The organism is Micromonospora sp. NPDC048842 (genome assembly GCF_040649935.1).
GTDB classification, from domain to species: domain Bacteria; phylum Actinomycetota; class Actinomycetes; order Mycobacteriales; family Micromonosporaceae; genus Micromonospora; species Micromonospora hortensis.
Genome location: NZ_JBEZGK010000019.1, coordinates 72,410 through 98,523, shown reverse-complemented (window position 1 = coordinate 98,523; position 26,114 = coordinate 72,410). Strand labels below are relative to the sequence as shown.

Here is a 26,114-nt window from a genome sequence, read left to right as displayed (position 1 = left end):
ACGACAATCAACGATCGCGCACCCGTCGGACGCCACCCCGCCGGACGCCGCCCCATCGGACGCCGCCTTGGCGGACGCGTCGCCCCGACAGCCGGCGTCCAGGTCGCTGTGCCCATCTGCGGTTGCCGGACCGGAGACGTCACTCCGACCAGCCGCGTCCACACCGCTGACACTGATCGTGGTCGTGGCCGCCGATACGCCCGACCGTTGTTCAGCGTCGAGCATGGTGGGAGCCACTTCCGGGCGGGCGGTGCCGGTCGGCCGTCGGGGATCCCGACGGGTCGGCGGGCGCGTAGAGCCCTCTGGACGCGTGAACCCGTCTGCCGCCCCCGGCCACCTCGGGCTGCGGGTGACGTCCCGGTCGGGCCAGCCGAGTGCCGTCCGTCGTCCGTTGGCGCCCGCAGTAGTCGCCGACTCGAACGCGATGCCAACTGGATGTCCCGGGGCAGCGCCGGTGCCATCGACCGGCCCGCCCGGCGTGCGACCTAGTTCCCTGATCCACTGCACCAGGGCGTCATCCGGATCGACGCCGCCGGCCCTCCGTCCCGGTGCCAGCACGCGACGTCGACGGGCCCGAATGCTCCGCATGGGCCACGCCACCAGGACAGCGGCGACCAGCAGCAGCGCCGCCACCAGCATCGTCTCGCCAGTCATGCCGGACCCGCCGATCCGGGCCACGGCTCGCTGAGAATGGGCGGCACCGTCACCCCACGCTCCCGCAGCAGCGCCCCGAGGGCACGGGCGGCGAGGCCGAGCCCACTGCCGCGCACCCAGGCGGGCACGACGGTCACCATCCGTTCGGGCCCCTCGGGCAGCAGCAGGCAGACCGACTCCAGGACGCGACCTCGATCGCCACGTCGTACCTGGAACAGCACCTGCAGCGCGGCGGCCACCTGGGCGTGTAGCGCGGCGCGAGGCAGCCCACCCAACATGCCCAGGGCCTCCAACCGGGCCGGCACGTCCGACGCTGTGTTGGCGTGCAGCGTGCCGGCACCCCCGTCATGGCCGGTGTTGAGCGCGGCCAGCAGATCGACCACCTCACCGCCCCGGCACTCCCCGACCACCAGCCGGTCCGGACGCATCCGCAACGCCTGTCGGACCAGGTCAGCCAGACTGACAACGCCCGTACCCTCCACATTGGCGGTACGCGCCTGGAGCCCCACCACGTGCGGATGTCCGGGACGCAGTTCGGCGGCGTCCTCCACCAGCACGATCCGTTCGGTGGCCGACACCATCCCCAGCAACGTGTTGAGCAGGGTCGTCTTGCCTGAACCGGTGCCCCCGGTCACCAGGTACGCCAGACGGGCCGCGACGACGGCGGCGAGCAGTGGTGCCAGCGGTCGCGGCACGGTGCCCTGGCGTACCAACTCGTCGAGGGTGAACGGCCGGTGTCGGAAGGTCCGCAGGGACAGGTAGGGACCTTCGGTCGCCACCGGCGGCAGCACGGCGTGCAGTCGGGTGCCGTCGGGAAGCCGCGCGTCCGCGTACGGCGAGCCGTCGTCGAGCCGCCGCCCCGCGCTGGCGATCAGGCGCTGCGCCAGCCGGCGGACGTCCTCCACCGAACCCAGCGGCACGGCGACCTGGTGCAGCCCCGATCCGCGGTCGACCCAGACCCGCGCGCCGTTGACGAGAACGTCGGTGACCTCCGGATCGGCGAGCAGCGGCGCCAGTGGCCCGGCGCCGACGAGGTCGTCGCGCACCCGGTCGGCGATCCGCAGCATGGCCGTGTCACCGAGCACCGCGGCGGTGGGCTCGGCCCGTACCGCGGAGACGATCGCCGCCGCGGTGACCGGGGTGGTGGCGGCGGCGATCCGCTGGCGTACCCGGGCGGCGAGCGTGCCGTCCTCCGGCCCGGCGGTCATGCCGCACCCGTGGCCGGCACGCCGGTCAGGTCGGTGACGATCCGTTGGCAGAGCACGGCCAGTGGGCCCTTGCCCCCGGCGGCCGGCGCCTCGCCCCGTTCCAGCCCACGGCAGAGCCCCGGCTCGGGACGCAGCGTGCCGGCCAACGGGAGGCGCAGCGCGCGTGCCACCTCGGACGCCCGCAATCGCCCGGGGGCAGGCCCGCGCACCACCACCGAGAGCGCAGCACAGTGCGGGGCGGCCGCGGCCACCACGCGAGTGGCCGCAGCGGTGGCACGCAACTCGGCCGGCACGACGACGAACGCCTGGTCGGCGGCTTGCAGCGCCACCACTGCCGCGTCGTCCAACTGTCGGGGCAGGTCGATCACCACGAAGTCCCGCCCACGCCGGGCCGCGTCGACGGTCGCCGCCATCGCCGTCGCTGGCAACGTCAGCATCTCGCCGCGGTCCCAGGAGAGCACCACGAGGTCACCCCGGCTGGGCAGGGCCTGCACCAGCGCCGGGGCGTCCACCCGCCCGTCGGCGCTGGTGAGCGACGGCCAGCGCAGGCCCTCCAGCTGCTCCCAGCCCAGCACGAGGTCGAGACCACCACCGAGCGGGTCGGCGTCGACCAGGAGGGTGCGCAGCCGGGCCCGGGCGGCGGTCACCGCAAGACCACCGGCGAGCACACTCGCGCCCGCGCCGCCCCGCCCACCAAGGACCGCTACGACGCGGGCGCCGACGCCGGCCGGACGGTCCGGGTCATGCTCGGCGAACCGATCCACCAACCACGGCTCCGCGGCCGGCAGCGTGGCGACGTGCTCGGCCCCGATCAGCTCGGCGATCTGCCAGCCCGGGTCGAGCTGACCGGCCCGGCCGAGCAGCACCAGCCGGGGCCGCTGCGGCAACCGGGCGCGCAGACACGCCTGCGCCTGATCGGCGCCGAGCAGCACCAGGGGCGCGGGAAGCCAACGGGTACGGGCAGCCGCTGGGTCGCGGGCAAGCTCCACCTCGGTCCCGCCAACGGCGGCGAGCCGAAGCACATCATCGAGCAGTTCGTCGTCGCCGGTGACGACCAGCGGGAGCCGGCGGATCGGCGGAACCGTGGTACGGGGTGGCATCGCGGCCTCCAGCGGTCGGGCTCTGGTATGCCGCCGACAGTGCTCGGAATCCGCCCCACGGGCCGCCCAGATGTCGTCGCCTGTGGACAACCTGGTGGCCTGTGGAAAATCCCCGCCGAGACAGTTGATCTGCTACGGGCACGGGCACATCAGCAGCTAGCGCCGCTGAGCCAAAAACAGCGGGGCCGCTCCCGAAAGGAGCGGCCCCGCGAGTCGGTGGTCAGCCGGGCTGATTTGTCCAAGCGGCATCGAGGATCACCTTGTACGAGCTGATCCGCACTGGCGACAGCGTCAACAGCTCATCGGCGAGCAATTCGCCCGTCTTCGGATCGAAGATCAGAAGACATTGCTGGTCGTGTTCGCGGTCGTCGAAGGTGACGGCGACTCCTTTGCGGCCGGCACGGTCCGTGACCTGCCCCCGCCAGCGGAAGCCGGGCACGTCGGCGAGAACCCGCAGGACCGCCGCTCGGGTCGCACGCGGCACGACGTACTGCGCGTAGAGCGTGCCGACCCACTTGCTCGCCGCCCCCGCGCCGTACTCGACCTTCAGCCGCTCCCGGAGCTCCGACGGGTCGGCCGACAGCGGCCTGACATCCTCGGGCGACAGCGGCCTGACGCTCGGTGCGGGGGTGCCGGTGGCTGCTGGCCGCGCAGCGCTCTCGCGCTGCCAGTAGTCCCGGGACTCCTGGTCCGGGTACTGCGGCTCCAGTTGGATCCTGATCTGGTTACCGGTCCCGTCGAGGGCCTGCCAGATCTTCGTCTCACTGGCAAAGGCCACGTGGTGGCGACCGTCGGCAGACGTCATCACCGGACTGCCCCACACCTTGGTGTGGTGATACATGTAGCGCCCGCTCTGGTGGTCGTACCCCGCGTCTTTGATCTTGTCGGCCAGCATGCGTAGCTGCGGACCGGCGGCCGGCGGATCCGCGTCGAACTGGTACGCGACCGGCACGAGCACCAACCCCGCTGCCGCCGGCGGCCCGACCGGCGTGTCCGGTGCGTCCTCGCCGAACGGCTGGAGCACCGCCACGGCACCGACCGCGACCGCCAGCGTCCCGGCCGTCAGGACCAGCCGGCGGGTCGGGCGTACGTGACGATGCTCGGCGACCGTTTCGGTAGCGCTGGCGCGTTCGATCAGCTCGCGCGCCGAGACCAGCGGCGGCCCGACAGCGGCGTTCCGGGCCGGGTCGGCCGGGCCCAGAAGAGTACGGGTGCGCTCTGCTCCGAACATCACAGATCCTCTCGAATGGTCACCAACACCGGGCTACGCCGGGTCTGCGCGGGCCGGCCCGACATTGCTTCGGCAAGACGACGGCGGGCGCGGTGCAGGCGCACCGCGGCGGTCGCCCCGGTGCAACCGAGAACCTTGGCCGCCTCGGACACCGTCAGCTCCTCCCAGCCGATCAGCCGGAGGATTTCCTGGTCGAGATCGTTGAGGGTGGCCAGAGCGGCCCGGACGTCGGCGACCCCGACTGTCGTGTCGGCGCCCGACGATCCGGCCAGCCGCTCGAGGTCGACATCGGTGATGGAGAGGAGGTCCGGTGTGCTGCGTCGAGACCGCCACTGGTTCGCCAGCAGGCGCCGGGCCACCCCGTACAGCCAGGGCAGGCTGCGGTCCGGCACCTCGACGCGGCGACGCCAGGCGACGACGAAGACCTCCTGGGCAAGTTCCGCCGATGCATCCCGGTCAGCGAGCCGGCGCAGGCCGTACCGGACCATGTGCTCGTACTCGGCGGCGTAGAGCCTGGTGAACCAGCCCTCGTCCCGCTTCTTCGGTGGACCCACCCGAACCCCCATTGCCTCGGCGACTCTCACAGTGGCTTGTGTCGCTGAGGGCCCCGGGATTACCGCACGGCCGAGGGCGGGTGCCGCCGATCGGGAAAACGAGCGATGCGTTCAGTCGTCGATCGCCTGGTAGACGGTGGTCCAGAAGTCGTGCCACATCGGCAGCCGCTGGTCACCTGCGTGCGCCCGCTGCATGAACACGATCGTCGTCAGGTCCTCGGCGGGGTCGTTGTACCAGGCGGTGCCGTAGAAACCGGGCCATCCGTAACTGCCGACCGAGGGCCCGAGGTGCGTACGCCGGGTCCGGACCGACATTCCGAAACCCCAGCCGATGGCGTCGAAGTAGCCCGGCCAGAACCCGGAGGTTGCCTTCTGCGTGGGGGTCAGGCTCGATGTGCACCTCGCCGTGCCGGGCGAGGACGACCACCATGCCCGGGACGAAGCCGGACTCGACGTGGTGCTCGAGCAACCCTTGCAGCCGAGCCAGCCGCTTCGGCGAGAAACCACCAGCAGCCACGTGTTTCCTCCCCGGCTCGTCCCGTTTGGCAAATTACACGCGACGTGGCGATCGCACGGTCCGTGCGAAGAGGTGGGGAGGAGCAGTACCGCTCAGCACAGGTGCTTCCTGCGATGGAGCGTTTCCAGGGGAAAAGGGACGACCCCCGTCGGGGGGAGACGGGGGTCGTCGGAGGTTCGGCTCCGGGGGGGTCGAGCCGAACCACTCAGCGGTCACGGGGGGTGCAACCGCTGAGGGTCTGCCTGTTTCGAGGATGTGAAAGCTCGTCGTACGGACAAGTCTGCCTGAGCGGGCCCGTCACGTCGAGTGGTGCTGCCTCCACTCACTGCGAAAATCTCCTCGCAGAGTGTGAGCGTGATCACGCGGAGCGGAGAGCCCGCAGGTCTGAGGGGTGGCATGACCCCGGGCACCCGCCGACGATAGACCATCCGGCTAGACTTTCGCGCCGTGGGCCGAAGTGCCGCTTTCTTCGATCTGGACAAGACCGTCATCGCCAAGTCGAGCGCCCTGGCGTTCGGTCGTCCGTTCTACCGGGATGGGCTGATCACCCGGCGTGACGTGGTCAAGTCGGCGTACGCGCAGCTGATGTTCCGGCTGGGCGGCACCGACGAGCAGACCATGGCCCGAACACGGGACTACCTGGCTGCGCTCTGCAAGGGCTGGCAGGTGGAGCAGGTCCGCCAGATCGTCGCGGAGACGCTGCACGAGCTGATCAACCCCTACGTGTACGCCGAAGCCGCCGCCCTGATCGTGGAGCACCAGGCGGCTGGGCGGGACGTGGTGTTGGTGTCGGCGTCCGGCGAGGAGATGGTCCGGCCGATCGGCGAGTTGCTCGGGGTGACCGACGTGATCGCCACTCGGATGACGGTGAAAGACGGCCGGTACAGCGGCGAGGTCGAGTTCTACGCGGCAGGCCCGAGCAAGGTCGATGCGGTCAGCGAGTTGGCCGCCGCCCGGGACTACGACCTGGCTGATTCGTACGCCTACTCCGACTCGTACAGCGATCGCCCGCTCTTGGAGTGCGTCGGTCATCCGAGCGTGGTCAACCCGGACCGGCAGTTGCGCAAGTTGGCCTCGGAGAACGCGTGGCCGGTGCTGGAGTTCCGGCACCCGATCCCGCTGGGCCGGCGCCTGCGGGAACGTCCTGCGGTCCCGGTGGCCGCGGCGGCCCTGGGGGTCGGGGTGGGCGTGGCCATCGGCATCGCCTGGTACGGCAGGCACCGTCGTACCCGGGCCGCCACCACCGCCTGAAACCACCCGTCCAACTGCTCAGGCGGCGGCGAGGATCTCGTCTCCGATGGCGGTGAGCTGGTCGGTGCCGACCTCGACGGCGGCCATGTAGTGGCGTAGCCAGGAGCGCAGCCCGTCCGGGGTGCCGGTGGCGAAGGCGCCGGCCGCGCCGACGTACTCGGGTTCCCGCTCGTGGTGCCCCACGTCGACGGGGAGCAGGCCACGCGGGTCGAGGCCACTGGCGAGCAGCACCAGCCGGGCGGCCCCGCGGGCCACCACGCCGGACGGCCCGGCGAACGGGCGCAGGTTCAGCAACTCCCCGTGTACGACAGCGGCGAGCACCAGCGGGGAGACCTTCGTGCCGCCGGCGACGAGGCCGGCCAGCCCGTCCAGCCGGGTGCCGACCACCGGGTCGGCGATCGGGCGGCCCAGCTCGGCTTCCGACACCAGGTCCCGGGCGGCGAGCACGTGCAGCTTCGCGAGGGCCTGCCGGGGCGCCTTCGGCCACAGCTCGCTCAGGCCCGGCAGCGCTCCGGCGACCCGCAGCGAGCCCTGGAGCACCGGGTCGGTGACTGTGCCAGCCCGGACCGCCTCACGCTCGTGCCCGGCCCCTTCCAGGGCCGCGCTGGCCACCGCGGAGCGGAGGCTGACCTCGGCGGCGACCTGTCCACCGTGCCGGCGCAGCGCCCGGTGCCCGAGCGCCTGGTCGAACCGCGCGCGGGCCTGGTCGACGGCGGCGGTGATGTCGGCGAGCGCGAGCAGCGGGGCGAGCGGGTCGGTGGTCACCCCGCCACGCTAACGACCCGGCCCGGCGCGGCGGGCCGCACCCGCCCGCAACGCGACCGGGACCACCCGCCCCGGGGGCGTACCGACGGGGACGGGCCGCCGGGCGCGCGGCGGGGGCCGCTCGGCGCGACGCGGTGGGCAGCCGTGGCCGCTCGCGGGCCCCGCGACTACCCTCGTGCCATCGAGACCCAGGTCACCCCGAGGATGAGGAGTCACGGCATGAGCGAGGCATTGGCCAATCTGCTGAACGAGACGCGCCAGTTCCCCCCGCCGGCCGAACTCGCCGCGCACGCCAACGTCACCATCGACGCGTACGCCGAGGCGGAGGCCGACCGGCTGGCCTTCTGGGCGAAGCAGGCCGATCGGCTGGCCTGGTCGAAGAAGTGGGATGAGGTGCTCGACTGGTCGAACCCGCCGTTCGCGAAGTGGTTCGTGGGTGGGCAGCTCAACGTCGCGTACAACTGCCTGGACCGGCACGTCGAGGCGGGCCGGGGCGACAAGGTGGCGATCCACTGGGAGGGCGAGCCGGGCGACACCCGCACCATCACGTACGCGGACCTGCACGAGCTGACCTGCCGGGCGGCGAACGCGCTCACCGACCTGGGGGTGACCGCCGGCGACCGGGTGGCGATCTACCTGCCGATGATCCCGGAGGCGGCGGTGGCCATGTTGGCGTGCGCCCGGATCGGCGCCGCGCACAGTGTGGTCTTCGGTGGCTTCTCCGCCGACTCGTTGAGCAACCGGATCCAGGACGCCAGCGCCAAGGTGGTGATCACCGCGGATGGTGGTTACCGGCGGGGCAAGCCGTCGGCGTTAAAGCCCACAGTGGACGAGGCGGTGGCGAACTCCCCGTCGGTGGAGCACGTGCTCGTGGTTCGCCGCACCGGCGAGGACGTGGCGTGGTCGGAGAAGGACCACTGGTGGCACGAGACGGTGGAGACCGCCTCGGCCGAGCACACCGCGCAGCCGTTCGACGCCGAGCACCCGCTGTTCATCCTCTACACCAGCGGCACCACGGCCCGCCCGAAGGGCATCCTGCACACCACCGGCGGATACCTCACCCAGGCGTCGTACACGACGCACGCGGTGTTCGACCTGAAGCCGGAGACGGACGTCTACTGGTGCACCGCCGACATCGGCTGGGTCACCGGGCACTCCTACATCGTGTACGGGCCGCTCTCCAACGGCGCCACCCAGGTCATGTACGAGGGCACCCCGGACACGCCGAACAAGGGCCGGTTCTGGGAGATCATCGACAAGTACGGGGTGAGCATCCTGTACACCGCTCCCACCCTGATCCGGACGATGATGAAGTGGGGCGACGACATCCCGGCGGGCTTCGACCTGTCGTCGCTGCGCCTGTTGGGCAGCGTCGGCGAGCCGATCAACCCGGAGGCCTGGATGTGGTACCGGGAGCACATCGGCCGGGGCGAGCTGCCGGTGGTGGACACCTGGTGGCAGACCGAGACGGGCGCGATCATGATCTCGCCGTTGCCGGGGGTGACAGCGGCCAAGCCGGGTTCGGCGATGACGCCGCTGCCGGGCATCGTGGCCGACGTGGTGGACGACCAGGGCCAGTCGGTGCCGAACGGTGGTGGCGGCTACCTGGTGCTGCGCGAGCCGTGGCCGTCGATGCTGCGCACCATCTGGGGTGACGACGACAGGTTCATCGACACGTACTGGTCGCGTTTCCAGGGCATGTACTTCGCCGGCGACGGTGCGAAGAAGGACGACGACGGGCACATCTGGCTGCTCGGCCGGGTGGACGACGTGATGCTGGTGTCCGGGCACAACATCTCGACGACCGAGGTGGAGTCGGCGCTGGTGTCGCACCCGTCGGTGGCCGAGGCGGCTGTCGTCGGCGCGACCGACCCGACCACCGGTCAGGCGATCGTCGCGTTCGCCATTCCGCGCGGCACCACGGACATCGTCGGCGAGGCGGGCGAGCAGCTCATCGCCGACCTGCGCAACCACGTGTCGAAGACGCTCGGCCCGATCGCCAAGCCGCGGCAGATCATGCTGGTGGCGGAGCTGCCGAAGACCCGCTCCGGCAAGATCATGCGCCGGCTGCTGCGGGACGTGGCGGAGAACCGGTCGCTGGGCGACGTGACCACGTTGCAGGACTCCTCGGTGATGGACCTGATCTCCTCGGGGATGAGCGGCACGAAGTCCGACGAGGACTGACGGTAGGCGTACCCATTGGAGGGTGGTGGTCCGTGCGGACCGCCACCCTCCGTCATGTCTTACGGGTACGGTTCGTGCCGCCTCGCCGCTGTCACATCGGTCGGTCGGGGGAGTCGGGAGAAGCTGAACGGGCACAGGCGTCGGCCACCGCTGTCCTTTCGGCCGGTTGTGCTTTAGGTTCACGCAGGTTGGAAGAGTTCGACACACATCACATCGATTGTCGGCCACGCCAACGTCCTCCTCCCCATGCCCGAGAAACGGAGCGGCATGAACCACAAACCGCAGTCCAGGGCGCGGCGACGTCTACTCGTCGCACTGCCCGCCATCGCCCTCGCGGCCACATCACTGACAGTGAGTGGCAGCGCGGCGGCCCAGTCGCCGTCCGGCACCCCCCAGGCGGTGATCGGCGCCGACGAGCACTACATCAACTACGCCGAGCCCGAGGTGCAGCCGGACACCACCGGCCGTGAGGTGAAGGGCAAGGGTGGCATCTACACCCCTGCCGCGGAGTCCGCGCGCGCGTTCGACCGCAAGCACGCCCGGGGCAACCCGGTGACCGCACGGCAACTGGCCAAGGACGAGGCCAAGTCGCTGAAGACGGGCCAGAACCCCCGCAAGTTCAAGAAGTCGCCGACCACCCAGACGGCGAAGCTGCTGACGCTGCTGGTGGAGTTCAACGACAAGGCCAACGACGACTTCACCGGTGTGATGGTCCCCAAGACGGTGTTCGAGGACCGCACCTGCGTCCCCGGCACCGTCCAGAACGGCCCGAAGCACAACAAGATCCCAGACCCGGCGCGCCTGCCCCACGAGGACAACAACTCGATGTGGGTGCCGAACTTCTCGCCGCAGCACTACAACAAGATGCTCTACAGCAAGAAGGGCATCACCGAGCGGGTCCGCACGGACCTGAAGGGCCCGGACGGCAAGAAGGGCATCGACCTGTCCGGTCGCACCATGCACAACATGTACCTGGAGATGTCCAAGAACGCGTACACGGTGGACGGGCAGGCCAGCCCGTGGATCACGGTGCCGCACTCGGAGGGCTGGTACGCGGCCAACCGCTGCTTCCAGGACGAGACCGGCGCGTGGGTTCCCGGCCGTGAGCAGTCGATGAACGGCCACCCGGACAACCCGGCGGGCGCCGGCCGCCTGGCTACCGACGCGATCGACGCGCTCGTCGCGAAGGACCCGAACTTCCCGTGGGCCGACTACGACATCGAGGACCAGGCCGACCGCGACGGTGACGGCAACGTCTTCGAGCCGGACGGCGTGATCGACCACCTCGTGTTGGTGCACGCCGGTCAGGGCAAGTCCCGCGGTGGCGGCGCCGAGGGCGTGTACGCAGTGTGGGCGCACTCCTCCACGGTTGCCGGTGGCTACACCATCCCGGGCACCAACCTGAAGGCGTCGAACTACATCGTGCAGCCGGAGGACGCCGGCGTCGGCGTCTTCGCCCACGAGTTCGGCCACGACCTGGGTCTGCCGGATCTCTACGACACGTCCGGCAACGCCGACTCCGACGTGGACTTCTGGGACCTGATGGCCTCGGGCTCGCACTCGGGTGAGATCTTCCAGGCGCTGCCGACGCACATGGGCATCTGGGACAAGTGGGTGCTCGGTTGGGCCGACCCGCTGACCATCCGTCCCGGGTCGAACCCGCGTGAGGTGAAGCTCGGCCAGACGTCGCGCACCCCGATCGACTCCGAGGACGGCATCAAGGTCGACCTGCCGGACAAGGTGACGACGCTGGCGACCCCGCACAGCGGCACCAAGATGTGGCACAGCAACAACGACCAGGAGTGGGCCGACGTCAAGCTGAGCCGCTCGGTCGACGTGCCGGCGGCTGCCGACTCGAAGTTCTGGATGTGGAACAACTACATCATCGAGGAGGACTGGGACTACGGCTTCGTGGAGCTCTCCACCGACGGCGGTACGACCTGGACCGAGCAGAAGGTGTACGACGAGGGCGGCACGGTGGTCACCACGCCGGACGGCTACCCGGACCCGAACGGCCGCATGAACGACTTCGGCGGCAAGAAGTACGGCCTGACCGGCAGCACCGACGGCTGGCGGCACGACTACGTCGACCTGTCGGCGTACGCCGGGACGACAGTGCAGCTGCGGCTGCGCCAGGCCACCGACGAGGCGTTCGAGGAGCGCAACTGGTTCGTCGACGACTTCTCGGTCACCGGCGGCGGCGCCACCACCTGGAGTGACGACGTCGAGGGCGGCGCCAACGGCTGGACGGCCACGGTCGGCACCTTCGTCGACACCACCGGTGGGGGCTGGAAGGTCTCCAGCGGCACCGAGGTGCACGCCCAGTTCTACCTCGCGGAGTGGCGCAACTTCGACGGCTTCGACAAGGGCCTGAAGTACGCCTACGACACGATCTACTCGCACGAGGCGTGGAAGGTCGACCGGATCTCCTACAACGCCCCGGGCATGCTGGTCTGGTACCGGGACACCGCGCTCGGCGACGTCAACCACGTCACCGGGCAGATGACCTCGCTGCCCAGCTACGGCGCGAAGGGCGGGTTGCTCATCGTCGACTCGCACTTCGACCCGTTGCGGCGCACCGGTGAGGCGGCCGTGAAGGACCCGTCGGTGACGGACAACCTGCCGAGCCGCCCGCAGTCCTCGAACGCGGCCTTCACGCTGAACCGGACGTACCCGTTCACCGAGTGCCTGGAGGCGGCGGACGAGCCGTACAGCGCGTACTGCACGAAGTTCAAGGGACTGCCGCCGGTGAAGTCGTTCACCGACGCCAAGGGCTGGTACCCGGGCATCGAGATGCGCGATGGCGCGGCCTACGCCCGGGACAACGACGCGTCGGTGGTCCTGCCGTCGCGTAACAACGCGCCGTACACCACCCGGGTCACCAACCCGGACGGTAGCCCGGCGCCGGAGTTCTACGGCGTGACCCTGGGCGGTGGCGCGATCGTGCTGGGCACCGGAAACCCGGGCGACCAGGGCGTGAACTACGGCGTCTCGCTGACGATCAAGAAGGCTGCCGGGGACAACTCGTCGGCCATGATCTACGTGACCCCGGCGAAGAAGTAACGGTTTCACGGTTCGACAACTGACTGTGGGGCCGGTGGCGGAGACGCTGCCGGCCCCACTGTCGCATGTGCGCTCAGGTTGATCGAATAATGTCGTTGTATACGTTCGTGACCGAGCCCGCGCTGGTCAACGGGGCTGATGAACCGGCGGGGTGTGACGGTGAAAAGCATTCCCAACAAAATCTTGCAACAAATCGACGCGTTCGTCTTCCCACCCGTCCCGCCAGTAACTATGTTCACCAATGGTCCCACTAGTGGGATCGATCTCCCACCGGCCCGTACCCCCGTTGGGCCGGTTCCCTCAAACCGGAGGTACCACGTGCGCAAAGTCGCAGTGGGTCTGCTCGGGCTCTCACTGACGGCGACAGGCCTGGCTTTCGGCCCGTCCGCCTCGGCGGCGCCTCAGCCCAAACTGCCGGCCGCAGCACCGGCCGCTGCCGAACCACAGGCGCTCAAGGATGAACTCCCCGACAAGCTCGAGGAGAAGCGCCGCGCACTGCGTGAGCAGGGGCTCAGCGACGTACTGAGCGGTCGGAGCAAGCCGATCGAGCGCAACGGAAGCACTGTCGTCAAGGTCGGCGAGGTCGCCAAGGCGGCCGGACTGGGCGCCAACGCCCGCACCACCGCTGGCGCGAAGCAGACCAAGGACCAGTACGTCGAGCTCAAGCGCGAGCGGACCGACAAGATCTTCGTGATCCTGGCCGAGTTCGGGGACGAACGGCACCCGTCCTACCCGGACAAGGACATGAACCCGGACATCGCCGGACCGACGACGTTCGATGGTCCGCTGCACAACAAGATCCCCGAGCCCAACCGGGCCGTGGACAACTCCACCATCTGGCAGCCGGACTTCAGCCCGGAGCACTTCCGCCAGCTCTACTTCGGCACCAACCCGGGCGACGAGTCGCTCAAGCAGTACTACGAGGCCCAGTCCTCGGGTCGCTACACCGTCGACGGTGAGGTGACCGACTGGGTCAAGGTCCGGTACAACGAGGCCCGCTACGGTCGCTCCGACGACCCGATCCCGGACCCGGAGCCCGGCCAGGAGCCGGACCCGCAGGACGACCGGGCCGTCTGCCCCGACAACGTCTGCGCGAACACCTGGAACCTGATCGCCGACGCCGCCACCCAGTGGGTCGCCGACCAGAAGGCCAAGGGTCGGACGGACGCCCAGATCGCCACCGAGATGAAGTCCTTCGACCAGTGGGACCGGTTCGACTTCGACGGTGACGGCGACTTCAACGAGTCGGACGGCTACATCGACCACTTCCAGATCGTCCACTCCGGCGGTGACCAGGCCGACGGTGACCCGCAGCAGGGTGAGGACGCGATCTGGAGCCACCGCTGGTCGGCGTTCAACAGCTCGCCCGTCGGCCCGCCGAACTTCCCGATCGGCGGCACCCAGATCGGCAACACCGGCGTCTGGATCCGCGACTACACGATCCAGCCGGAAAACGGCGGTCGCAGCGTCTTCTACCACGAGTACGGCCACGACCTGGGCCTGCCGGACGACTACGGCCCGGCCGACAACAGCAACGAGCACTGGACCCTGATGGCCCAGAGCCGGCTCGGCGCCAAGAACGACGTCGGCATCGGCGACCGGGGCGGCGACCTCGGGGCGTGGAACAAGCTCCAGCTCGGCTGGCTCGACTACGAGGTCATCGTGGCGGGGCAGAAGCGCTCCTTGGAGCTCGGCCCGCAGGAGTACAACTCGGACAAGGCACAGGCCGCCGTGGTCGTGCTGCCGCCGCGCGAGTACACGTTCAACTACGGCGCACCGTTCGAGGGCGCCAAGCAGTATTTCTCCGGTAACGAGGACGACCTCGACAGCAGGATGACGAGGACGTTCGACCTCACCGGCAAGTCCGCGGCGGCACTGTCGCTCAAGGGCAAGTACAGCATCGAGGCCGGCTACGACTTCCTCTACTTCGAGGCGTCCACGGACGGCGGCAAGACCTGGACCGACCTGAACGGCACCGTCAACGGTTCGCCGATCGGCGTCGACGGCGCGGGGCGTCCGGCCCTCGCCGGCACCAGCAAGGGCGCCTGGGCTGACATCAACATCCCGCTGACCTCGGTCGCCGGGAAGGTGGCGCAGGTCCGCCTGCACTACGTCACCGACGGTGGCGTCTCCGAGGGCGGCTTCTTCGGTGACGCGATCACCGTGACCGCCGACGGTCAGACCGTGTTCAGCGACGGCGCCGAGACCGACGCCGGCTGGGCGCTGGAAGAGTTCCAGGTGGTCGGGGCGACCTACACCCGGCTGTTCGACAACTTCTACATCGCCGGCAACCGGTCGTACGTCTCGTACGACAAGTACCTGAAGACCGGCCCGTACTTCTTCGGCTACGCGAACACCCGCCCGGACTGGGTGGACCACTACGCGTACCAGGAGGGCCTGCTCATCTCGTACTGGAACACCCGCTGGTCGGACAACAACACCGCCCCGGCGTCGGCGTCCAACCCGGGTGGTCACCCGGGTGAGGGTCGCAACCTGTACATCGACGCGCACCCGCGCCCGATCTACAACCTGACCGGGGCTCCGTGGCGGGCCCGCGTCCAGGTGTACGACGCACCGTTCAGCCTGAACAAGGCCGACTCGTTCACCCTGCACCTGAACAGCCAGCCGCAGTACATCCGTGGCCAGGCTGCTGAGCCGCTGTTCGACGACACCAAGAAGTACTTCTACGAGGAGCTGCCGAACCACGGCGTCAAGCTCCCCGCGACCGGTGTCAAGATCAAGGTTCTGGAGCAGGACGGCACCTCGATGAAGATCCGGATCAGCTGACCACTGATCCCGCACCAACCAGCGACGCCCCGGGCAGGTCATCTGCCCGGGGCGTCGCCCTTTGCGCGCCACCTCCCGGATGTTTCCGGACCGTGTTTCTCCACTGGCGGTCGAGTCATCTCCCCTGGTCCCGCTCCGGGACTACCCGGGGCTTTCCCCTGTTCAACGCGACCACCAGGGTCGCCCGCGGCAACCGGGTCCTAGGCTGTCTGCCATGACCGACCAGCGCGGCGGGGCCGTCGACGAGTCCTGTGTCCTCACCGAGGGGCCGTGGACGCACCGTTTCGTCGGCGCCAACGGCAGCCGGTTCCACGTGGTCGAGGGCGGCACCGGGCCGATGGTGCTTTTCCTGCACGGCTTCCCGGAGCACTGGTGGGCCTGGCACCAGATGCTGCCGGCGATCGCCGACGCCGGCTTCCGGGCGGTCGCCGTGGACCTGCGCGGCTACGGGGCCAGCGACAAACCGCCACGGGGGTACGACGGCTACACCCTCGCCGCCGACATCGCCGGGCTGATCCGCGCGCTCGGTGAACGTTCCGCGACGATCGTCGGCAGCGGCCTCGGTGGCATGGTGGCCTGGACGGTGGCCTCGTTCCACCCGTCCCTGGTCCGCCGGCTCGTCGTGCTGGGGGCACCGCACCCGCTGCGACTGCGCGCCGCCATCTTCGCCGACCCGCGCGGGCAGTTCACCGCCTCCACACCGGCGTTGAAGTTCCAGCTACCCCGCTACGAGCACGTCCTGACCCGCGACGGCGCTGCGGCAGTCGGAGAGATCATGCGCCGCTGGGGTGGCCCACAGTGGGTGGCCGGGCCGGACTTCGAGGCGTACGCCGAACGGTGCCGGGAGGCGATGTGCATCCCGCAGGCCGCGTTCTGCGCACTGGAGGGTTACCGCTGGGCGTTCCGCTCGCTGCTGCGACTGCACGGCTACCGGTTCGTCCGCCTGATGCAGAAGCCACTGTCCACCCCGACCCTGCAACTGCACGGCGCCCTGGACACCGCCTCCCTGCCGCGTACAGCGCTGGGCTCCGGCCGGTACGTCGTCGCCCCGTACGAGTGGCGACTGCTCGACGGGGTGGGGCACTTCCCGCACCTGGAGGCACCGGAACTGGTGCTCGGCGAGATCCTGCGGTGGGCGAAGACCTGACCTGTCAGACCCGCTGCTCCCGCAGGTCGGTGACCTCGGCGGCCGGCGCCCAACCCTGGTAGACGCCGAAGTCGAAGACTTCCAGTCGCATCGCCTCGGCCACCGGCCAGCGACCACCGGTGTACTCCACCCGCAGCCAGGCGTCGTGCTTGCCGAGCACGATGAACGGCTGCCCCTGCCAGGTGCAGGTGGTCCGCACGTACGCCAGATCCTCGATCTCGCTCGCCGGCAGCACCCGGACGTAGCGGCCCGCACGGACCTCCTCGAAGCCCTCACCCGGCTCGGGCTGGTAGAGGCGGATGTCGTCGCCGTCCGGGCTGGCCTGGTATTCCCGGCCCTGCCAACGGGCCACGTAACCGTCGCGCATCACGCCTCCCCGACCCGTCGCCAGATGACCGAGTCGGTGTCCAGCTCCGCGACCACCCGCTCGCTGCCGTCCACGCCGATGCGCCAGAGCTGGGCGCCGTGCGGCAGCCGTGCGCTGTCCACTTTGAACTCCGCCACCACGTCGCTGCTCTCACCAGGGGCGAAGCCGTTGCCCCGGAACGGCGGACGTTCGATGACCCAGCCCTCCATGGCCCGCATCGCCGGCTCGTTCTGACCGCCGTACGGGATGCGGTAGAGGCTCGGCCGGTGCGCCGGCCAGCGCAGCACGTAGATCTCCTCGGCGTCCGGAGCGAACGGCGAGCCGGGGTAGCTGAGGCCCAGCGCCTCGTGCACCTGAGCCGGTGTGGTCAGGTGGGACAGCTCACCGGCTCGGTGTACGAACCCGGACACCCGGTCGTACCCACGATCCAGGTAGTACGCGAGCTGGCTGGGGGCGACCGCCTTCTGCATGACCGTCGGCCGGGTCGGGTCGACCGCCGCGGGGGCATACCGGGGACGGGCGGCGGGTTCGGCAGCGGCCGGCGCTTCCACCTGGTCCACTTCCAGGTCGTCCCCGAGCCCCACCTCGGCGGCCCAGTTGGCCAACGCGACTATCTGCTCGCCGGGCAACTTGGCACCCACCGGCGTGCCCGGGTTGACGGCGAACGACCAGTCCTCGTCGGGCCAACGCCGGATCAGTTGGGCGAACTTCACCCGGACCGTGTCGACATCCCCCTCGACGTGGTCGGCGAGGCGCTCCGACGACGTGTAGACCACCACGTACGTCTCGCCGTCGAGCTGCCCGGTACGCCAGACGAAGCCGGGATCTCCGGGGCGGCTTCCCCGCACCGAGTCCGGTGCCGCCGGCAGTAGCACCCGGGCCAGCAGGAGGGTGGACAGGAACGTGTCGGTGCTGCCCGAGCCTGCGGCGCTGAGCAGGTCCTCTTCGACAGTGTTGGCCGGCTCGAACTCGACCGGCGCCGGCTCGTCGACCGGTGGGTGCGGAACGTCGTCCGCGATCACGCTCGCGCCGCCGTCCTGGTCCGTACTGGCCGGGCCGGCCGACGAAACAGCACTGTCGGCGCGGAGCGGGGCGTCGACGCGGCCGTCGATTCGCGGGTCACCCGGGCCGCCGCCGGCAGCGCCGGCCTCTGCCGGAACCACCGGGTGCGGGGCGGACGGGCTCGGGGCCGGCTGGCCGGGGCTGAACGACGTGGGCCCGGACGGGTTGGATCCGAACGACGACGGACTAAACAGGCCCGGATCAGGGGGCGGCGAGCCGAACGGCGGCGGGGCGGCCTCGGCGGGGTTGGGCCGTCGGGGCGCGTCGACCGGCGCGCTGCTCTCGACCGGGTCGGTGATGTCGCGGGACTCGATGATGGTGCCCTCGATGACGATGGGCGTGAAGCCCCGGCGCGGCGCGGGCGGCCCGGAGACCGGTTCCGCGACGGACGCCGGCAGATCCTCCGTCGGCGCGAACCGGCCCGGCCGGTCCTGGGGAATCGCCTGCGTCTCCTCCGCCGATGGCCGCCCAGGCGCACCGGTCAGGGGTGGCTCACCGGTCATCCGGAACGCGCGGGTGGGCTCCTCAGCCAGTGGGTTGTGCCGGCGCGGCGGCAGCGGCTGGGTGATCTCCTCGCCGGATGGTGGCGCGTCCATCCCGCGGGACGCGCCGAGGCCGCCCTCCGGCCGTCGTATCGGCTGAGTGGCTGCCGGGTCCGCCGCCATCGGAAAGGCCCGCGTCGCGGTCTCGTCGGCCGGCGCATCGGCTGGGCGGCGGCGAGGGAAGGGCTGGCTGCCTCGCCCGAACCGGGTCGGCGGGGCCGCCCGGTCACCGGGGTGTCCCCCGCTCGCGGCCGGGTCGCGGGCCGGGCTGGGGTCGAAGAAGGAGCGGCGAGGCGCGGCCTGGGGGCCACCGTTGCCGTTAGCCGGAGCGGGGCCGTCGACGTCGCCCGGTCGGGTCGCTGCGGGCCAGCCAGCGCCCGGCCCGGCCTGGTCGGTGGTGGGGCCGGCGGTCGCCAACGGCGTGAACCGGGACGGCCGCCCGGCTCGGGGCAGCGCTCCGTTGCCCGGCGCGGGCCGGGGCGGTTCGGTCAGGTGCCGCTGACCGGCGGCGGGTAGGTCCTCCTCGGCAGGTCGGCGCGGCGGCTCAGCGGGGACGGGTGGCCGAGGCGCCGGACCCGGCACCGGCGGTGCCCCCACCCGTGGGGCCGGGCTTCGTGCGGGCCTTCGGGGTGCGAGCGGAGCACTCTCGGGCCCGGACGGGGCCGCCCCCGTCACCGGAGGCGATCCAGCGGCTGGCGCGGCGTCCCGCGGTGGCGCGGTGTCCCGCAGTGACGCGGCGTCCCGCAGTGGCGCGCCGGGCCGGGTGCGCGCCAACGTCTCGGCCCGTTCCAGGCGAGCCCGGGCACCCATGGCACGGCCGGGCAGTCGCACGTCACCTCGGGACAGCTGCGACACGAACCAGGCCGGCAGGTAACCCTCGACCGGCAGACCCGGATTGACGGCGAGCCACCACTCGTGGTTGGGCCAGCTGGCCGCGAGATCGGCGAAGGGGATGCGTCGGTTGCTGCCGGCATGATCGCCGAGGCAGGCTCGCAGGGCGGCGGCGGAGGTGAAGGCCAGGACGTGGGTCCGGCCGCCGGTGGTCCAGGTGCCCCATCCGGCGGGTGGCTGGCCGGGCTGCGTCGGCGCGGAGACCGGCAGCAGCACATCGGTGCGGGACAGGAGCCGGAAGTACAACTCCTGGTCGTTGGCGCGCAGCGCGTCGCGCATCGCCACCTCGGCCTCCGTGGCCGGCTCCCATGCGGTCACGGCCACCTCCCCTTCCGAGAACAGGCCACAGGTATCGCGTACAACCTACAAGGTGGTACCAAGATCACAATGGCTGGCCGGCGGCGGCCTGCCAGGGCCCGGAGGAGGCGATAACATCCCGTTCCGGAGCCGACACGATACGGAGGGTGTCGATGTCCCGATCGATCACGCGCCCGGTCCTCGCAGGTCTGGCCGCCAGCCTGTTGACCGTACCGGCCCTTCCGACAGTCGCCGCCACCGCCGGGCTCCGGGCGGCACCGGCCTGCGCGACACCACTCACCCCCGTCCGGCCGGTAGCGGCCAGGCCCTGGCCACAGCAACGGTACGACCCGGCGCGGCTCGCGCCGCTGGCCACCGGCGCCGGGGTGACAGTCGCTGTGGTCGACTCGGGGGTTGACCGGGTGCACCCGCAGCTGGCTGGGCGGGTGCTGGCCGGCACCGACCTGCTCGACCCCGGCGGGGACGGCGGCCGGGACTGCGCCGGGCACGGCACCGGTGTGGCGAGCATCATCGCCGCGGCACCCCGCCCCGACGTCGCCTTCCGCGGCCTGGCGCCGGGTGCCCGAATCCTGCCGGTGCGGGTGAGTGAGCAGCAGGTGGTGCAGGGGCGGGAGTCCGGGCGCACGGTCAGCGCCGACGAGTTCGCCCGGGCCATCCGGTGGGCCGTCGACCATGACGCCGACGTGGTGAACCTGTCCGTGGTGCTGTACGCGGACGATCCGGAGGTCCGTTCGGCAGTGCGGTACGCGGTCGACCGGGACGTGGTGCTGGTTGCCGCCGCCGGCAATCTGCACGACAGCGGGGACCCCCGGCCCTTCCCCGCAGGGTACGACGGGGTGCTCGGCGTGGGCGCGATCGGGGCGGACGGCGCGCGGGCGACGTTCTCGCAGACCGGCCCGTACGTCGACCTCGTGGCCCCGGGCAGCGAGGTGCTGACCGCCGCACCCGGTGCCGGCCACCATCGGGTCGAAGGCACCAGTTACGCGGCGCCCTTCGTGGCCGCCACCGCCGCGTTGCTGCGGCAATACCGGCCGGAGCTGACCGCCGCCCAGGTGGCGGAGCGGATCATCGCCACCGCCGATCCAGCTCCGGGCTCGGGCCGGGGCGGCGGGTACGGCGCCGGCGTGTTGAACCCCTACCGTGCGGTCACCGAGACCAGCGGCGGCCGTGCGGCCGACGCGCGGCCGATCGCCGCCCTTGCCGACGACCGGGCCGACCCGGCGCAGCTCGCCCACCAGGCCCGCCGGGCCGCCGCACGGGACCGAGCCCTGCTTGTCGGGGCGGTGGCCGGCATCACGGCGGTCACAGTGGCGCTGCTCGCCCTGGTGCTGCCCCGGGGCGCCCGTCGACGCTGGCGCCCGGCCGACCCGGCCTGAGCCCGCCCGCGCACGGCCTGAACCCGCCGACGTACGGCCCTGGCCGCCGATCGGCTGCGGGCGGGGCGCTGACCCGGACACTGTCAGCGCTCCCGGCCCACACCGCTCACTGGAACAGCCCGGTGTTCTTCTTCTCGGTGTCCAGGTAGTCGGTGGCGGAGTCGTTCACCGCCAACCGGATGTCACGCAGCATCCCCTGCAGGTCCTGCGAGGCCGAACGCCACCGCGCCTGCCGCTGCTCATAGGCCTGCCGCGCGTCGCCCGTCCAGCTCGCCACCAGCGGGGCGGCGTCGCGTTCGAGTTGGCCGAGTTGCGCGTCGAGGGTGTTCAACGCCTTCTGAATGTCAGCGCCGGCCTGCTGCAGCGCGGCGAAGTTGACGACCAGCACACCATTGTCCATCGGATTCCCTCCCCAACGGGATCAGAGCGGCAGCTGGATGCCGCCGCGGTTGGTGCCGGCCACCCGGCTGGCCACCTCGTCATCGGACGCGTGGTACTGCCGACCGGCGGTGCGGATCGCACCGGCGGTCTCGCGCAGCGCGCGGTGCAGCGCCGCCTGGTCCTGTGACCACTGCTGCTTGACCTGCTCGAACGACCGACCACCAGCGCCACGCCAGGCTTGCTGCAACACCTCCAGCTCGGCCAGCAGGCCGGTCAGCATGGATTGCAACGACTGGTCCACCTGCTCGAACTTCGCGGCAGTCTGCTGCATCACCGCTGCTTCTGCCTTGGTTTGGGACATCCGGACGTCACCTCGTCTCTCGGATCGCACCTGGCCGTCGACGCGCCCACCCCGTGGCGACGCGTCGTCGCTTGGCCCGGTCGTCGAGCACTGAGACACGGGTCAGCGAAGGACTTCGTGGCTGACGGTAGCGACCTCGTAGCAGTTCTGCTACCCCACCGGCTTCCCCTGTGGACAACCGAGGCGGCCATCGGTCGCTTACGATGTGCCGCAGCCACGTCGCGGCGCGTGACGGGCCGCCGGAGGGCGGCCGGCCGCCCGACCCCGGTCCCCACTGGTCGAGGAGGCACGGTGCCGGCGATCACCACCGGAGGGCCGCACCCGCCGGTCCCGGTCGGGTCCGAGGCAGCTGCCTCCCCACGAGTGGGCGGGCCGGGCCGATCCACCGACCGCGGCCCGCTGTCGGTCGGTCAGCGCGCCCCTCGTCGCCGGTCGCCGGTGGCCCACTGGGTCGCGCAAGGTCGCCGTGCGGCTGCCGGAGCGCGGGCCGGCCAACTGGTCACCGCACAGGTCGCGGCGGCGCTCGTGCTCGTCACCCTCGGCCGCCCCGCGCCGGTCGTCGCCGCGGCCGTACTGGTGGCCGTGCTGCTGGTGGCCGCCGCCTGGGTGCCGGTGCGGGGGCGGTGGCTGTTCGAGTGGTTGGGCACCGCCATCGGGCACCTCACCCGCCGACGGGCGTTGGCCGGGCCGGCCGACGCGGCCGAACTGCTCGACCTGGTCGCCCCGGGCACCGTGGTCCGCTCGACCGAGTTGACCGGCGGGTCGGCGGCCGTCCTGGAGGACACCACCGGCATGGTCGCGCTCCTGGAGCTCGGCGACCCCGGCGACCTGCTGGGCGACGTGTCCCAGGCGATCCCCGCCCCGGCCGCGTTGCTTCCCCCGACCGGGCCGGACCAGCCCCCGCTGCTGATCCAACTGCTGCTCGCCGGTGCGCCGGCACCGGTGCCGAGCGCCGGTGGCACCGTCGGCACGTCGTACCGGCAGCTCACCGACGGGCGGCTCGCCGGGCGCGAGCGGGCGGTGGTGGCGGTCCGGGTGCTGCGGGTGAACGGTTGGTCCGAGGAGGACCTGCGCCGGGTACTCGCCGGCACGGTCCGCCGGATCGTCCGCCGGCTCGGGCCGTTGGCCGCGCGGCCGCTCGGGGTGCCGGCGGCGCTGCGCGTCCTGGGCGAGCTGGCCCACCACGACGGCGAACCGGTCCGGGAGTCCTGGCCGGCGATCCGGACCGGCACTCTCGTCCAGGCCACCTTCCGGCTGCTCCACCGGCCCGACGCGGGTGCTGCGGCTGGACGCCGGCTGGTGCCCCGCCTGCTCGCGCTGCCGGCGACGGCCACGACGGTGTCGATCTGCTCAGGCCCGTCGCCGACGATGTCGACGTCGTCGGGTCCGCCGGCGGCCAGCGGAGTGCCGACCGAGCTGACCGTACGCCTGGCCGCCGGGACGGCGACCGAGTTGGTGGCGGCCACCGAGGCGCTGACCCGCCTGGTGACCGACCTGGGCGGAAAGCTACGCCGACTGGACGGGGCCCACCTGAGCGGGCTGGCCGCCACGCTGCCGTTGGCGCTGGCGGCACCCGGGGTGCAGCCCCGCCCACCGGCGCCCGGAGCGCGACCCGACCCGGCGGTCGACGACTGGGAGCTGTCAGTGGGCGACGCGGGACTGATGGTCGGCACCAACCGGCACGGCCGAGCCGTCACAGTGCGACTGTTCCGGCCGGAGAGCACCCGCGTCCTGCTGGTCGGCGGGGTGCGGGCAGCCCAGCTGGTGGCCCTGCGCGCCCTGGCACTCGGTGCCCTGGTGGTGGTGCAGACCGCCCGGCCACGCGCCTGGGAGCCGTTCATCAGAGGGGTTGGCGCGCCGGGCGGCACGATCCCGTTGCTCCCTCCCGGCCGGGCGGTCGCCGACGGGGTGGGCACCGCGCTGCGTCCGTTGCTGCTGATCGTCGACGCCGGACCGGTGGCGGCGGAGGCCGCGCCGGGCCCGCCGTGGCGGGCCACCCTTGTGGTACGCGACGAGCTGACCCCTGCCGATGTGGACGCGTTGAGCCGCGCCGACCTGGCGTTGCTACAGCCACTGACCTCCGCCGAGGCCACCCTGGCCGGAGCGGCGCTGGGGCTGGGCGGCTCGGCCGAGTGGCTGACCCGGATCCGGGAGGACATGGTGGCCGTTGTCAACCGTCGGGCGCTGCGCTGGGCACTGCTCTCCCCCACTCCGATCGAGGCGCAACTGATCGGCCCGCCGACGCGCGGCTGATTCCACCGGCACGGCCAGCTGGCGGGTTACGTCGGTGCGGTGTCCGTGGCACGATCCCCGCCATGGGTTTTCTGAAAGGTCTGCTGATCCGGCTGGCCAGCACAGCTCTGGCTTTCTGGCTGGCCACGCTCCTCATCCCGGGCATCTCCCTGGATTCGAACTCGGCCACCGAGACGGTGACCACGCTGCTCCTGGTGGCGGTGATCTTCGGCGTGGTCAACGCGGTTCTCCAGCCGATCATCAAGACCGTCGGTTGTGGCTTCTACCTGCTGACCCTGGGTCTCATCGCCCTGGTGGTGAACGGGCTGCTCTTCCTGCTCACCAGCTGGATCGCCGACCAGGCCGGGCTGCCGTTCTCGGTGGACGGTTTCTGGCCGGCAGCAGTGCTCGGCGCCCTCTTCGTGAGCATCGTGACCTGGATCCTCGGCGCCGTCCTCGACCGGGACTGACCGCCGACCAGCCAGCGCCGACCCGGTCCGTCCGGGGCTCCGACCTCGGCCGGGGCCCCGGCGGGCCGATGACCAGAGTTCGGGAATGTGGCGGCCGGACTGCCCATCCCGGCGGTTAGCGTCGCGGCATGTTCTCGCTGACTAGTTCCGACGGCCACCTGCTCAGCACCGATCCGGCGCGGATCGACCTGGACCTGGTGCACCACTGGTTGTCCACCGACGCGTACTGGGCGCTCGGACGAGACCGGGAGACCACCGAGCGGTCGTTCGCCGGCTCACTGGCGTTCGGCATCTACCGGCCGGAGGACGGCCGCCAGGTCGCTGTGGCCCGGGTCGTCACCGACGGCGCCACCTTCGCCTGGCTCTGCGACGTGTACGTGGACCGGGCCGCCCGGGGTCGCGGGCTGGGCGGGTGGCTGGCCGGCGCGGTCCGCGACCACCTGGACGAGCTGGGCGTACGCCGGATCCTGCTCTGCACCAGCGACGCCCACCAGGTGTACGCGGGGGTGGGCTTCACCCCGCTGGACGCGCCGCAGCGCTGGATGCAGCTGGACCGGCGCCCCCCGGTGACCCCGATCACCGGAAAGGAACAAAGCAGCACTACGCCCCTTACGGTGGAGGCGTGACGCCACTCCGCCTGGGATACCTCTACGGCCTCGGCGCGTACCTGCTCTGGGGTTTCTTTCCGCTCTACCTGAAGCTGCTGCGACCCGCCGGCCCACTGGAGATCCTGGCCCACCGGATCGTCTGGTCGGTGGTCTTCGTGGCGCTGCTGCTGGCGGCGCTGCGCAACGTCGGCTTCCTGCGGGCGCTGCTGCGTCGCCCCTGGGCGGTGGCGGGGATCGTCGCCGCCGCCGCGCTGATCGCAGTCAACTGGGGCACCTACATCTACGGGGTCAACTCCGACCGGGTGGTGGAGACGGCGCTCGGCTACTTCATCAACCCGCTGGTAGTGGTGCTGCTCGGGGTGACTGTGCTGCGGGAGCGGCTACGCCCGGCGCAGTGGGTGGCGCTGGGGATCGGCGCGTCGGCGGTCGCGGTGCTCACAGTGGACTACGGCCGGCTGCCCTGGTTGGCGTTGACCCTGGCGTTCAGCTTCGCCGGCTACGGCCTGGTCAAGAAGCGGCTCGGGCTGCCGGCGGCGGAAGGGCTCTTCGTCGAGTCGGCGGTGCTGGCGTTGCCGGCGCTGGGTTACCTGGGTTGGCTGACGGCGAAGGCCGACCTGACCTTCGGGCACGTCTCGGCCGGGCACACAGTGCTGCTGGTGCTGGCCGGCGCGGCCACGGCGATCCCGCTCTTGCTGTTCGCCGGGGCGGCCAACCGACTGCCCCTGAGCAGCCTCGGCATGATCCAGTATCTGGCGCCCATCCTCCAGCTCGGCTGCGGTGTGCTGATCTTTCACGAGCCGATGCCGCCGGCCCGCCTTGCGGGTTTCGCGCTGGTCTGGCTGGCCCTGATCGTCTTCACCGCCGACGCCGTACGAGCTTCCCGCCGCACCCGCCAGTCCCGCCGCATCCCACCCCCACCCGCTGTCGATCATGGAGTTGTGGTGCCTGCTCGGCACTAATTTGGGCGGTTTGCCACCCACCACAACTCCTTGATCGACGCGGATGGGCGGGCGGGTGCTGCGGGACTGGCGCGGGCGGGGCTGGG

Annotated in this window: 20 protein-coding genes; 10 read left to right on the top strand and 10 right to left on the bottom strand. The window is 71.3% G+C overall.

All coding sequences use genetic code 11. The features are described from left to right. Positions 1–650: 650 nt before the first annotated feature. The 5 genes from AB0C19_RS24250 to AB0C19_RS24230 form a co-directional block, all read right to left on the bottom strand. Positions 651–1,862, bottom strand: coding sequence for a TadA family conjugal transfer-associated ATPase (locus AB0C19_RS24250; protein WP_357188868.1), 1,212 nt, complete (start codon positions 1,860–1,862; stop codon positions 651–653). Continuing rightward, positions 1,859–2,962 carry a septum site-determining protein Ssd gene (gene ssd / locus AB0C19_RS24245; protein ID WP_357188866.1) on the bottom strand — a complete coding sequence of 368 codons (1,104 nt, stop codon included), beginning with the start codon at positions 2,960–2,962 and terminating at the stop codon, positions 1,859–1,861. The genes AB0C19_RS24250 and ssd overlap by 4 nt, the downstream gene beginning before the upstream one ends. Before the next feature lie 220 nt (positions 2,963–3,182). Further along, the gene (locus AB0C19_RS24240) at positions 3,183–4,193 is read right to left on the bottom strand and encodes a CU044_5270 family protein (RefSeq protein ID WP_357188864.1); all 1,011 of its coding nucleotides are present in this window, start codon (positions 4,191–4,193) and stop codon (positions 3,183–3,185) included. Beyond that, positions 4,193–4,747 (bottom strand): sigma-70 family RNA polymerase sigma factor, encoded by a 555-nt coding sequence (locus AB0C19_RS24235; RefSeq protein WP_357188862.1) that lies wholly within the window; start codon positions 4,745–4,747, stop codon positions 4,193–4,195. The genes AB0C19_RS24240 and AB0C19_RS24235 overlap by 1 nt, the downstream gene beginning before the upstream one ends. Before the next feature lie 111 nt (positions 4,748–4,858). Continuing rightward, a complete protein-coding gene (locus AB0C19_RS24230; RefSeq protein WP_357188860.1) occupies positions 4,859–5,062 on the bottom strand; it encodes a hypothetical protein in 204 nt (67 codons plus the stop codon). A 649-nt stretch (positions 5,063–5,711) separates the two neighbouring features. Here AB0C19_RS24230 and AB0C19_RS24225 point away from each other — a divergent pair. Then, positions 5,712–6,515: an HAD-IB family hydrolase gene (locus AB0C19_RS24225; RefSeq protein WP_357188858.1), complete on the top strand. Its 804-nt coding sequence runs from the start codon at positions 5,712–5,714 to the stop codon at positions 6,513–6,515. 18 nt (positions 6,516–6,533) lie between these two features. Here the strand turns inward: AB0C19_RS24225 and AB0C19_RS24220 are convergent, their stop codons facing one another. Further along, on the bottom strand, positions 6,534–7,280 hold the full coding sequence (locus AB0C19_RS24220) for an oxidoreductase (protein WP_357188856.1): 747 nt from the start codon (positions 7,278–7,280) through the stop codon (positions 6,534–6,536). Between the two features lie 219 nt (positions 7,281–7,499). On the opposite strand from AB0C19_RS24220, the gene acs reads away from it, so the two are divergent. From acs to AB0C19_RS24200, 4 genes are all read left to right on the top strand, one after another. Continuing rightward, a complete protein-coding gene (gene acs / locus AB0C19_RS24215) occupies positions 7,500–9,464 on the top strand; it encodes an acetate--CoA ligase (protein WP_357188854.1) in 1,965 nt (654 codons plus the stop codon). A gap of 267 nt (positions 9,465–9,731) precedes the next feature. Beyond that, positions 9,732–12,527 carry an immune inhibitor A domain-containing protein gene (locus AB0C19_RS24210; RefSeq protein ID WP_357188852.1) on the top strand — a complete coding sequence of 932 codons (2,796 nt, stop codon included), beginning with the start codon at positions 9,732–9,734 and terminating at the stop codon, positions 12,525–12,527. 333 nt (positions 12,528–12,860) lie between these two features. Continuing rightward, a complete protein-coding gene (locus AB0C19_RS24205) occupies positions 12,861–15,314 on the top strand; it encodes an immune inhibitor A domain-containing protein (protein ID WP_357188918.1) in 2,454 nt (817 codons plus the stop codon). A gap of 214 nt (positions 15,315–15,528) precedes the next feature. Further along, positions 15,529–16,461: an alpha/beta hydrolase gene (locus AB0C19_RS24200; RefSeq protein WP_112638703.1), complete on the top strand. Its 933-nt coding sequence runs from the start codon at positions 15,529–15,531 to the stop codon at positions 16,459–16,461. Positions 16,462–16,465: 4 nt separating this feature from the next. Here the strand turns inward: AB0C19_RS24200 and AB0C19_RS24195 are convergent, their stop codons facing one another. Both AB0C19_RS24195 and AB0C19_RS24190 read right to left on the bottom strand, forming a co-directional pair. Beyond that, a complete protein-coding gene (locus AB0C19_RS24195; RefSeq protein WP_266303938.1) occupies positions 16,466–16,831 on the bottom strand; it encodes a hypothetical protein in 366 nt (121 codons plus the stop codon). Continuing rightward, positions 16,828–19,641 (bottom strand): SseB family protein, encoded by a 2,814-nt coding sequence (locus tag AB0C19_RS24190; RefSeq protein ID WP_357188850.1) that lies wholly within the window; start codon positions 19,639–19,641, stop codon positions 16,828–16,830. Before AB0C19_RS24190 ends, AB0C19_RS24195 begins: the two co-directional genes overlap by 4 nt. A gap of 152 nt (positions 19,642–19,793) precedes the next feature. On the opposite strand from AB0C19_RS24190, the gene mycP reads away from it, so the two are divergent. Further along, positions 19,794–21,017, top strand: coding sequence for a type VII secretion-associated serine protease mycosin (mycP, locus tag AB0C19_RS24185; RefSeq protein ID WP_357188848.1), 1,224 nt, complete (start codon positions 19,794–19,796; stop codon positions 21,015–21,017). Positions 21,018–21,123: 106 nt separating this feature from the next. On the opposite strand, the gene AB0C19_RS24180 is transcribed toward mycP, so the two are convergent. Together AB0C19_RS24180 and AB0C19_RS24175 are read right to left on the bottom strand one after the other, a co-directional pair. Continuing rightward, entirely contained in the window at positions 21,124–21,417 is a 294-nt protein-coding gene (locus AB0C19_RS24180) for a WXG100 family type VII secretion target (protein WP_238684789.1), read from the bottom strand. A 21-nt stretch (positions 21,418–21,438) separates the two neighbouring features. Next, entirely contained in the window at positions 21,439–21,759 is a 321-nt protein-coding gene (locus AB0C19_RS24175; protein WP_091395516.1) for a WXG100 family type VII secretion target, read from the bottom strand. Between the two features lie 228 nt (positions 21,760–21,987). Here AB0C19_RS24175 and eccE point away from each other — a divergent pair, with 228 nt between their 5' ends. From eccE to rarD, 4 genes are all read left to right on the top strand, one after another. Continuing rightward, positions 21,988–24,012 (top strand): type VII secretion protein EccE, encoded by a 2,025-nt coding sequence (gene eccE / locus AB0C19_RS24170; protein ID WP_357188845.1) that lies wholly within the window; start codon positions 21,988–21,990, stop codon positions 24,010–24,012. Positions 24,013–24,074: 62 nt separating this feature from the next. Continuing rightward, positions 24,075–24,461, top strand: a complete 387-nt coding sequence (locus AB0C19_RS24165; protein ID WP_091395522.1) for a phage holin family protein — start codon at positions 24,075–24,077, stop codon at positions 24,459–24,461. Positions 24,462–24,589: 128 nt separating this feature from the next. Next, on the top strand, positions 24,590–25,087 hold the full coding sequence (locus AB0C19_RS24160; RefSeq protein WP_357188842.1) for a GNAT family N-acetyltransferase: 498 nt from the start codon (positions 24,590–24,592) through the stop codon (positions 25,085–25,087). Then, on the top strand, positions 25,084–26,028 hold the full coding sequence (rarD, locus tag AB0C19_RS24155; RefSeq protein ID WP_357188840.1) for an EamA family transporter RarD: 945 nt from the start codon (positions 25,084–25,086) through the stop codon (positions 26,026–26,028). Before AB0C19_RS24160 ends, rarD begins: the two co-directional genes overlap by 4 nt. The last annotated feature ends 86 nt before the right edge of the window (positions 26,029–26,114 follow it).

Coding starts and splice junctions, on each gene's coding strand:
- mycP (WP_357188848.1), top strand. CDS start 19,794: ATGTCCCGATCGATCACGCGCCCGGTCCTCGCAGGTCTGGCCGCCAGC.
- AB0C19_RS24250 (WP_357188868.1), bottom strand. CDS start 1,862: ATGACCGCCGGGCCGGAGGACGGCACGCTCGCCGCCCGGGTACGCCAG.
- AB0C19_RS24160 (WP_357188842.1), top strand. CDS start 24,590: ATGTTCTCGCTGACTAGTTCCGACGGCCACCTGCTCAGCACCGATCCG.
- AB0C19_RS24230 (WP_357188860.1), bottom strand. CDS start 5,062: ATGTCGGTCCGGACCCGGCGTACGCACCTCGGGCCCTCGGTCGGCAGT.
- AB0C19_RS24175 (WP_091395516.1), bottom strand. CDS start 21,759: ATGTCCCAAACCAAGGCAGAAGCAGCGGTGATGCAGCAGACTGCCGCG.
- AB0C19_RS24165 (WP_091395522.1), top strand. CDS start 24,075: ATGGGTTTTCTGAAAGGTCTGCTGATCCGGCTGGCCAGCACAGCTCTG.
- AB0C19_RS24240 (WP_357188864.1), bottom strand. CDS start 4,193: ATGTTCGGAGCAGAGCGCACCCGTACTCTTCTGGGCCCGGCCGACCCG.
- AB0C19_RS24200 (WP_112638703.1), top strand. CDS start 15,529: ATGACCGACCAGCGCGGCGGGGCCGTCGACGAGTCCTGTGTCCTCACC.
- ssd (WP_357188866.1), bottom strand. CDS start 2,962: ATGCCACCCCGTACCACGGTTCCGCCGATCCGCCGGCTCCCGCTGGTC.
- acs (WP_357188854.1), top strand. CDS start 7,500: ATGAGCGAGGCATTGGCCAATCTGCTGAACGAGACGCGCCAGTTCCCC.
- AB0C19_RS24210 (WP_357188852.1), top strand. CDS start 9,732: ATGAACCACAAACCGCAGTCCAGGGCGCGGCGACGTCTACTCGTCGCA.
- AB0C19_RS24180 (WP_238684789.1), bottom strand. CDS start 21,417: ATGGACAATGGTGTGCTGGTCGTCAACTTCGCCGCGCTGCAGCAGGCC.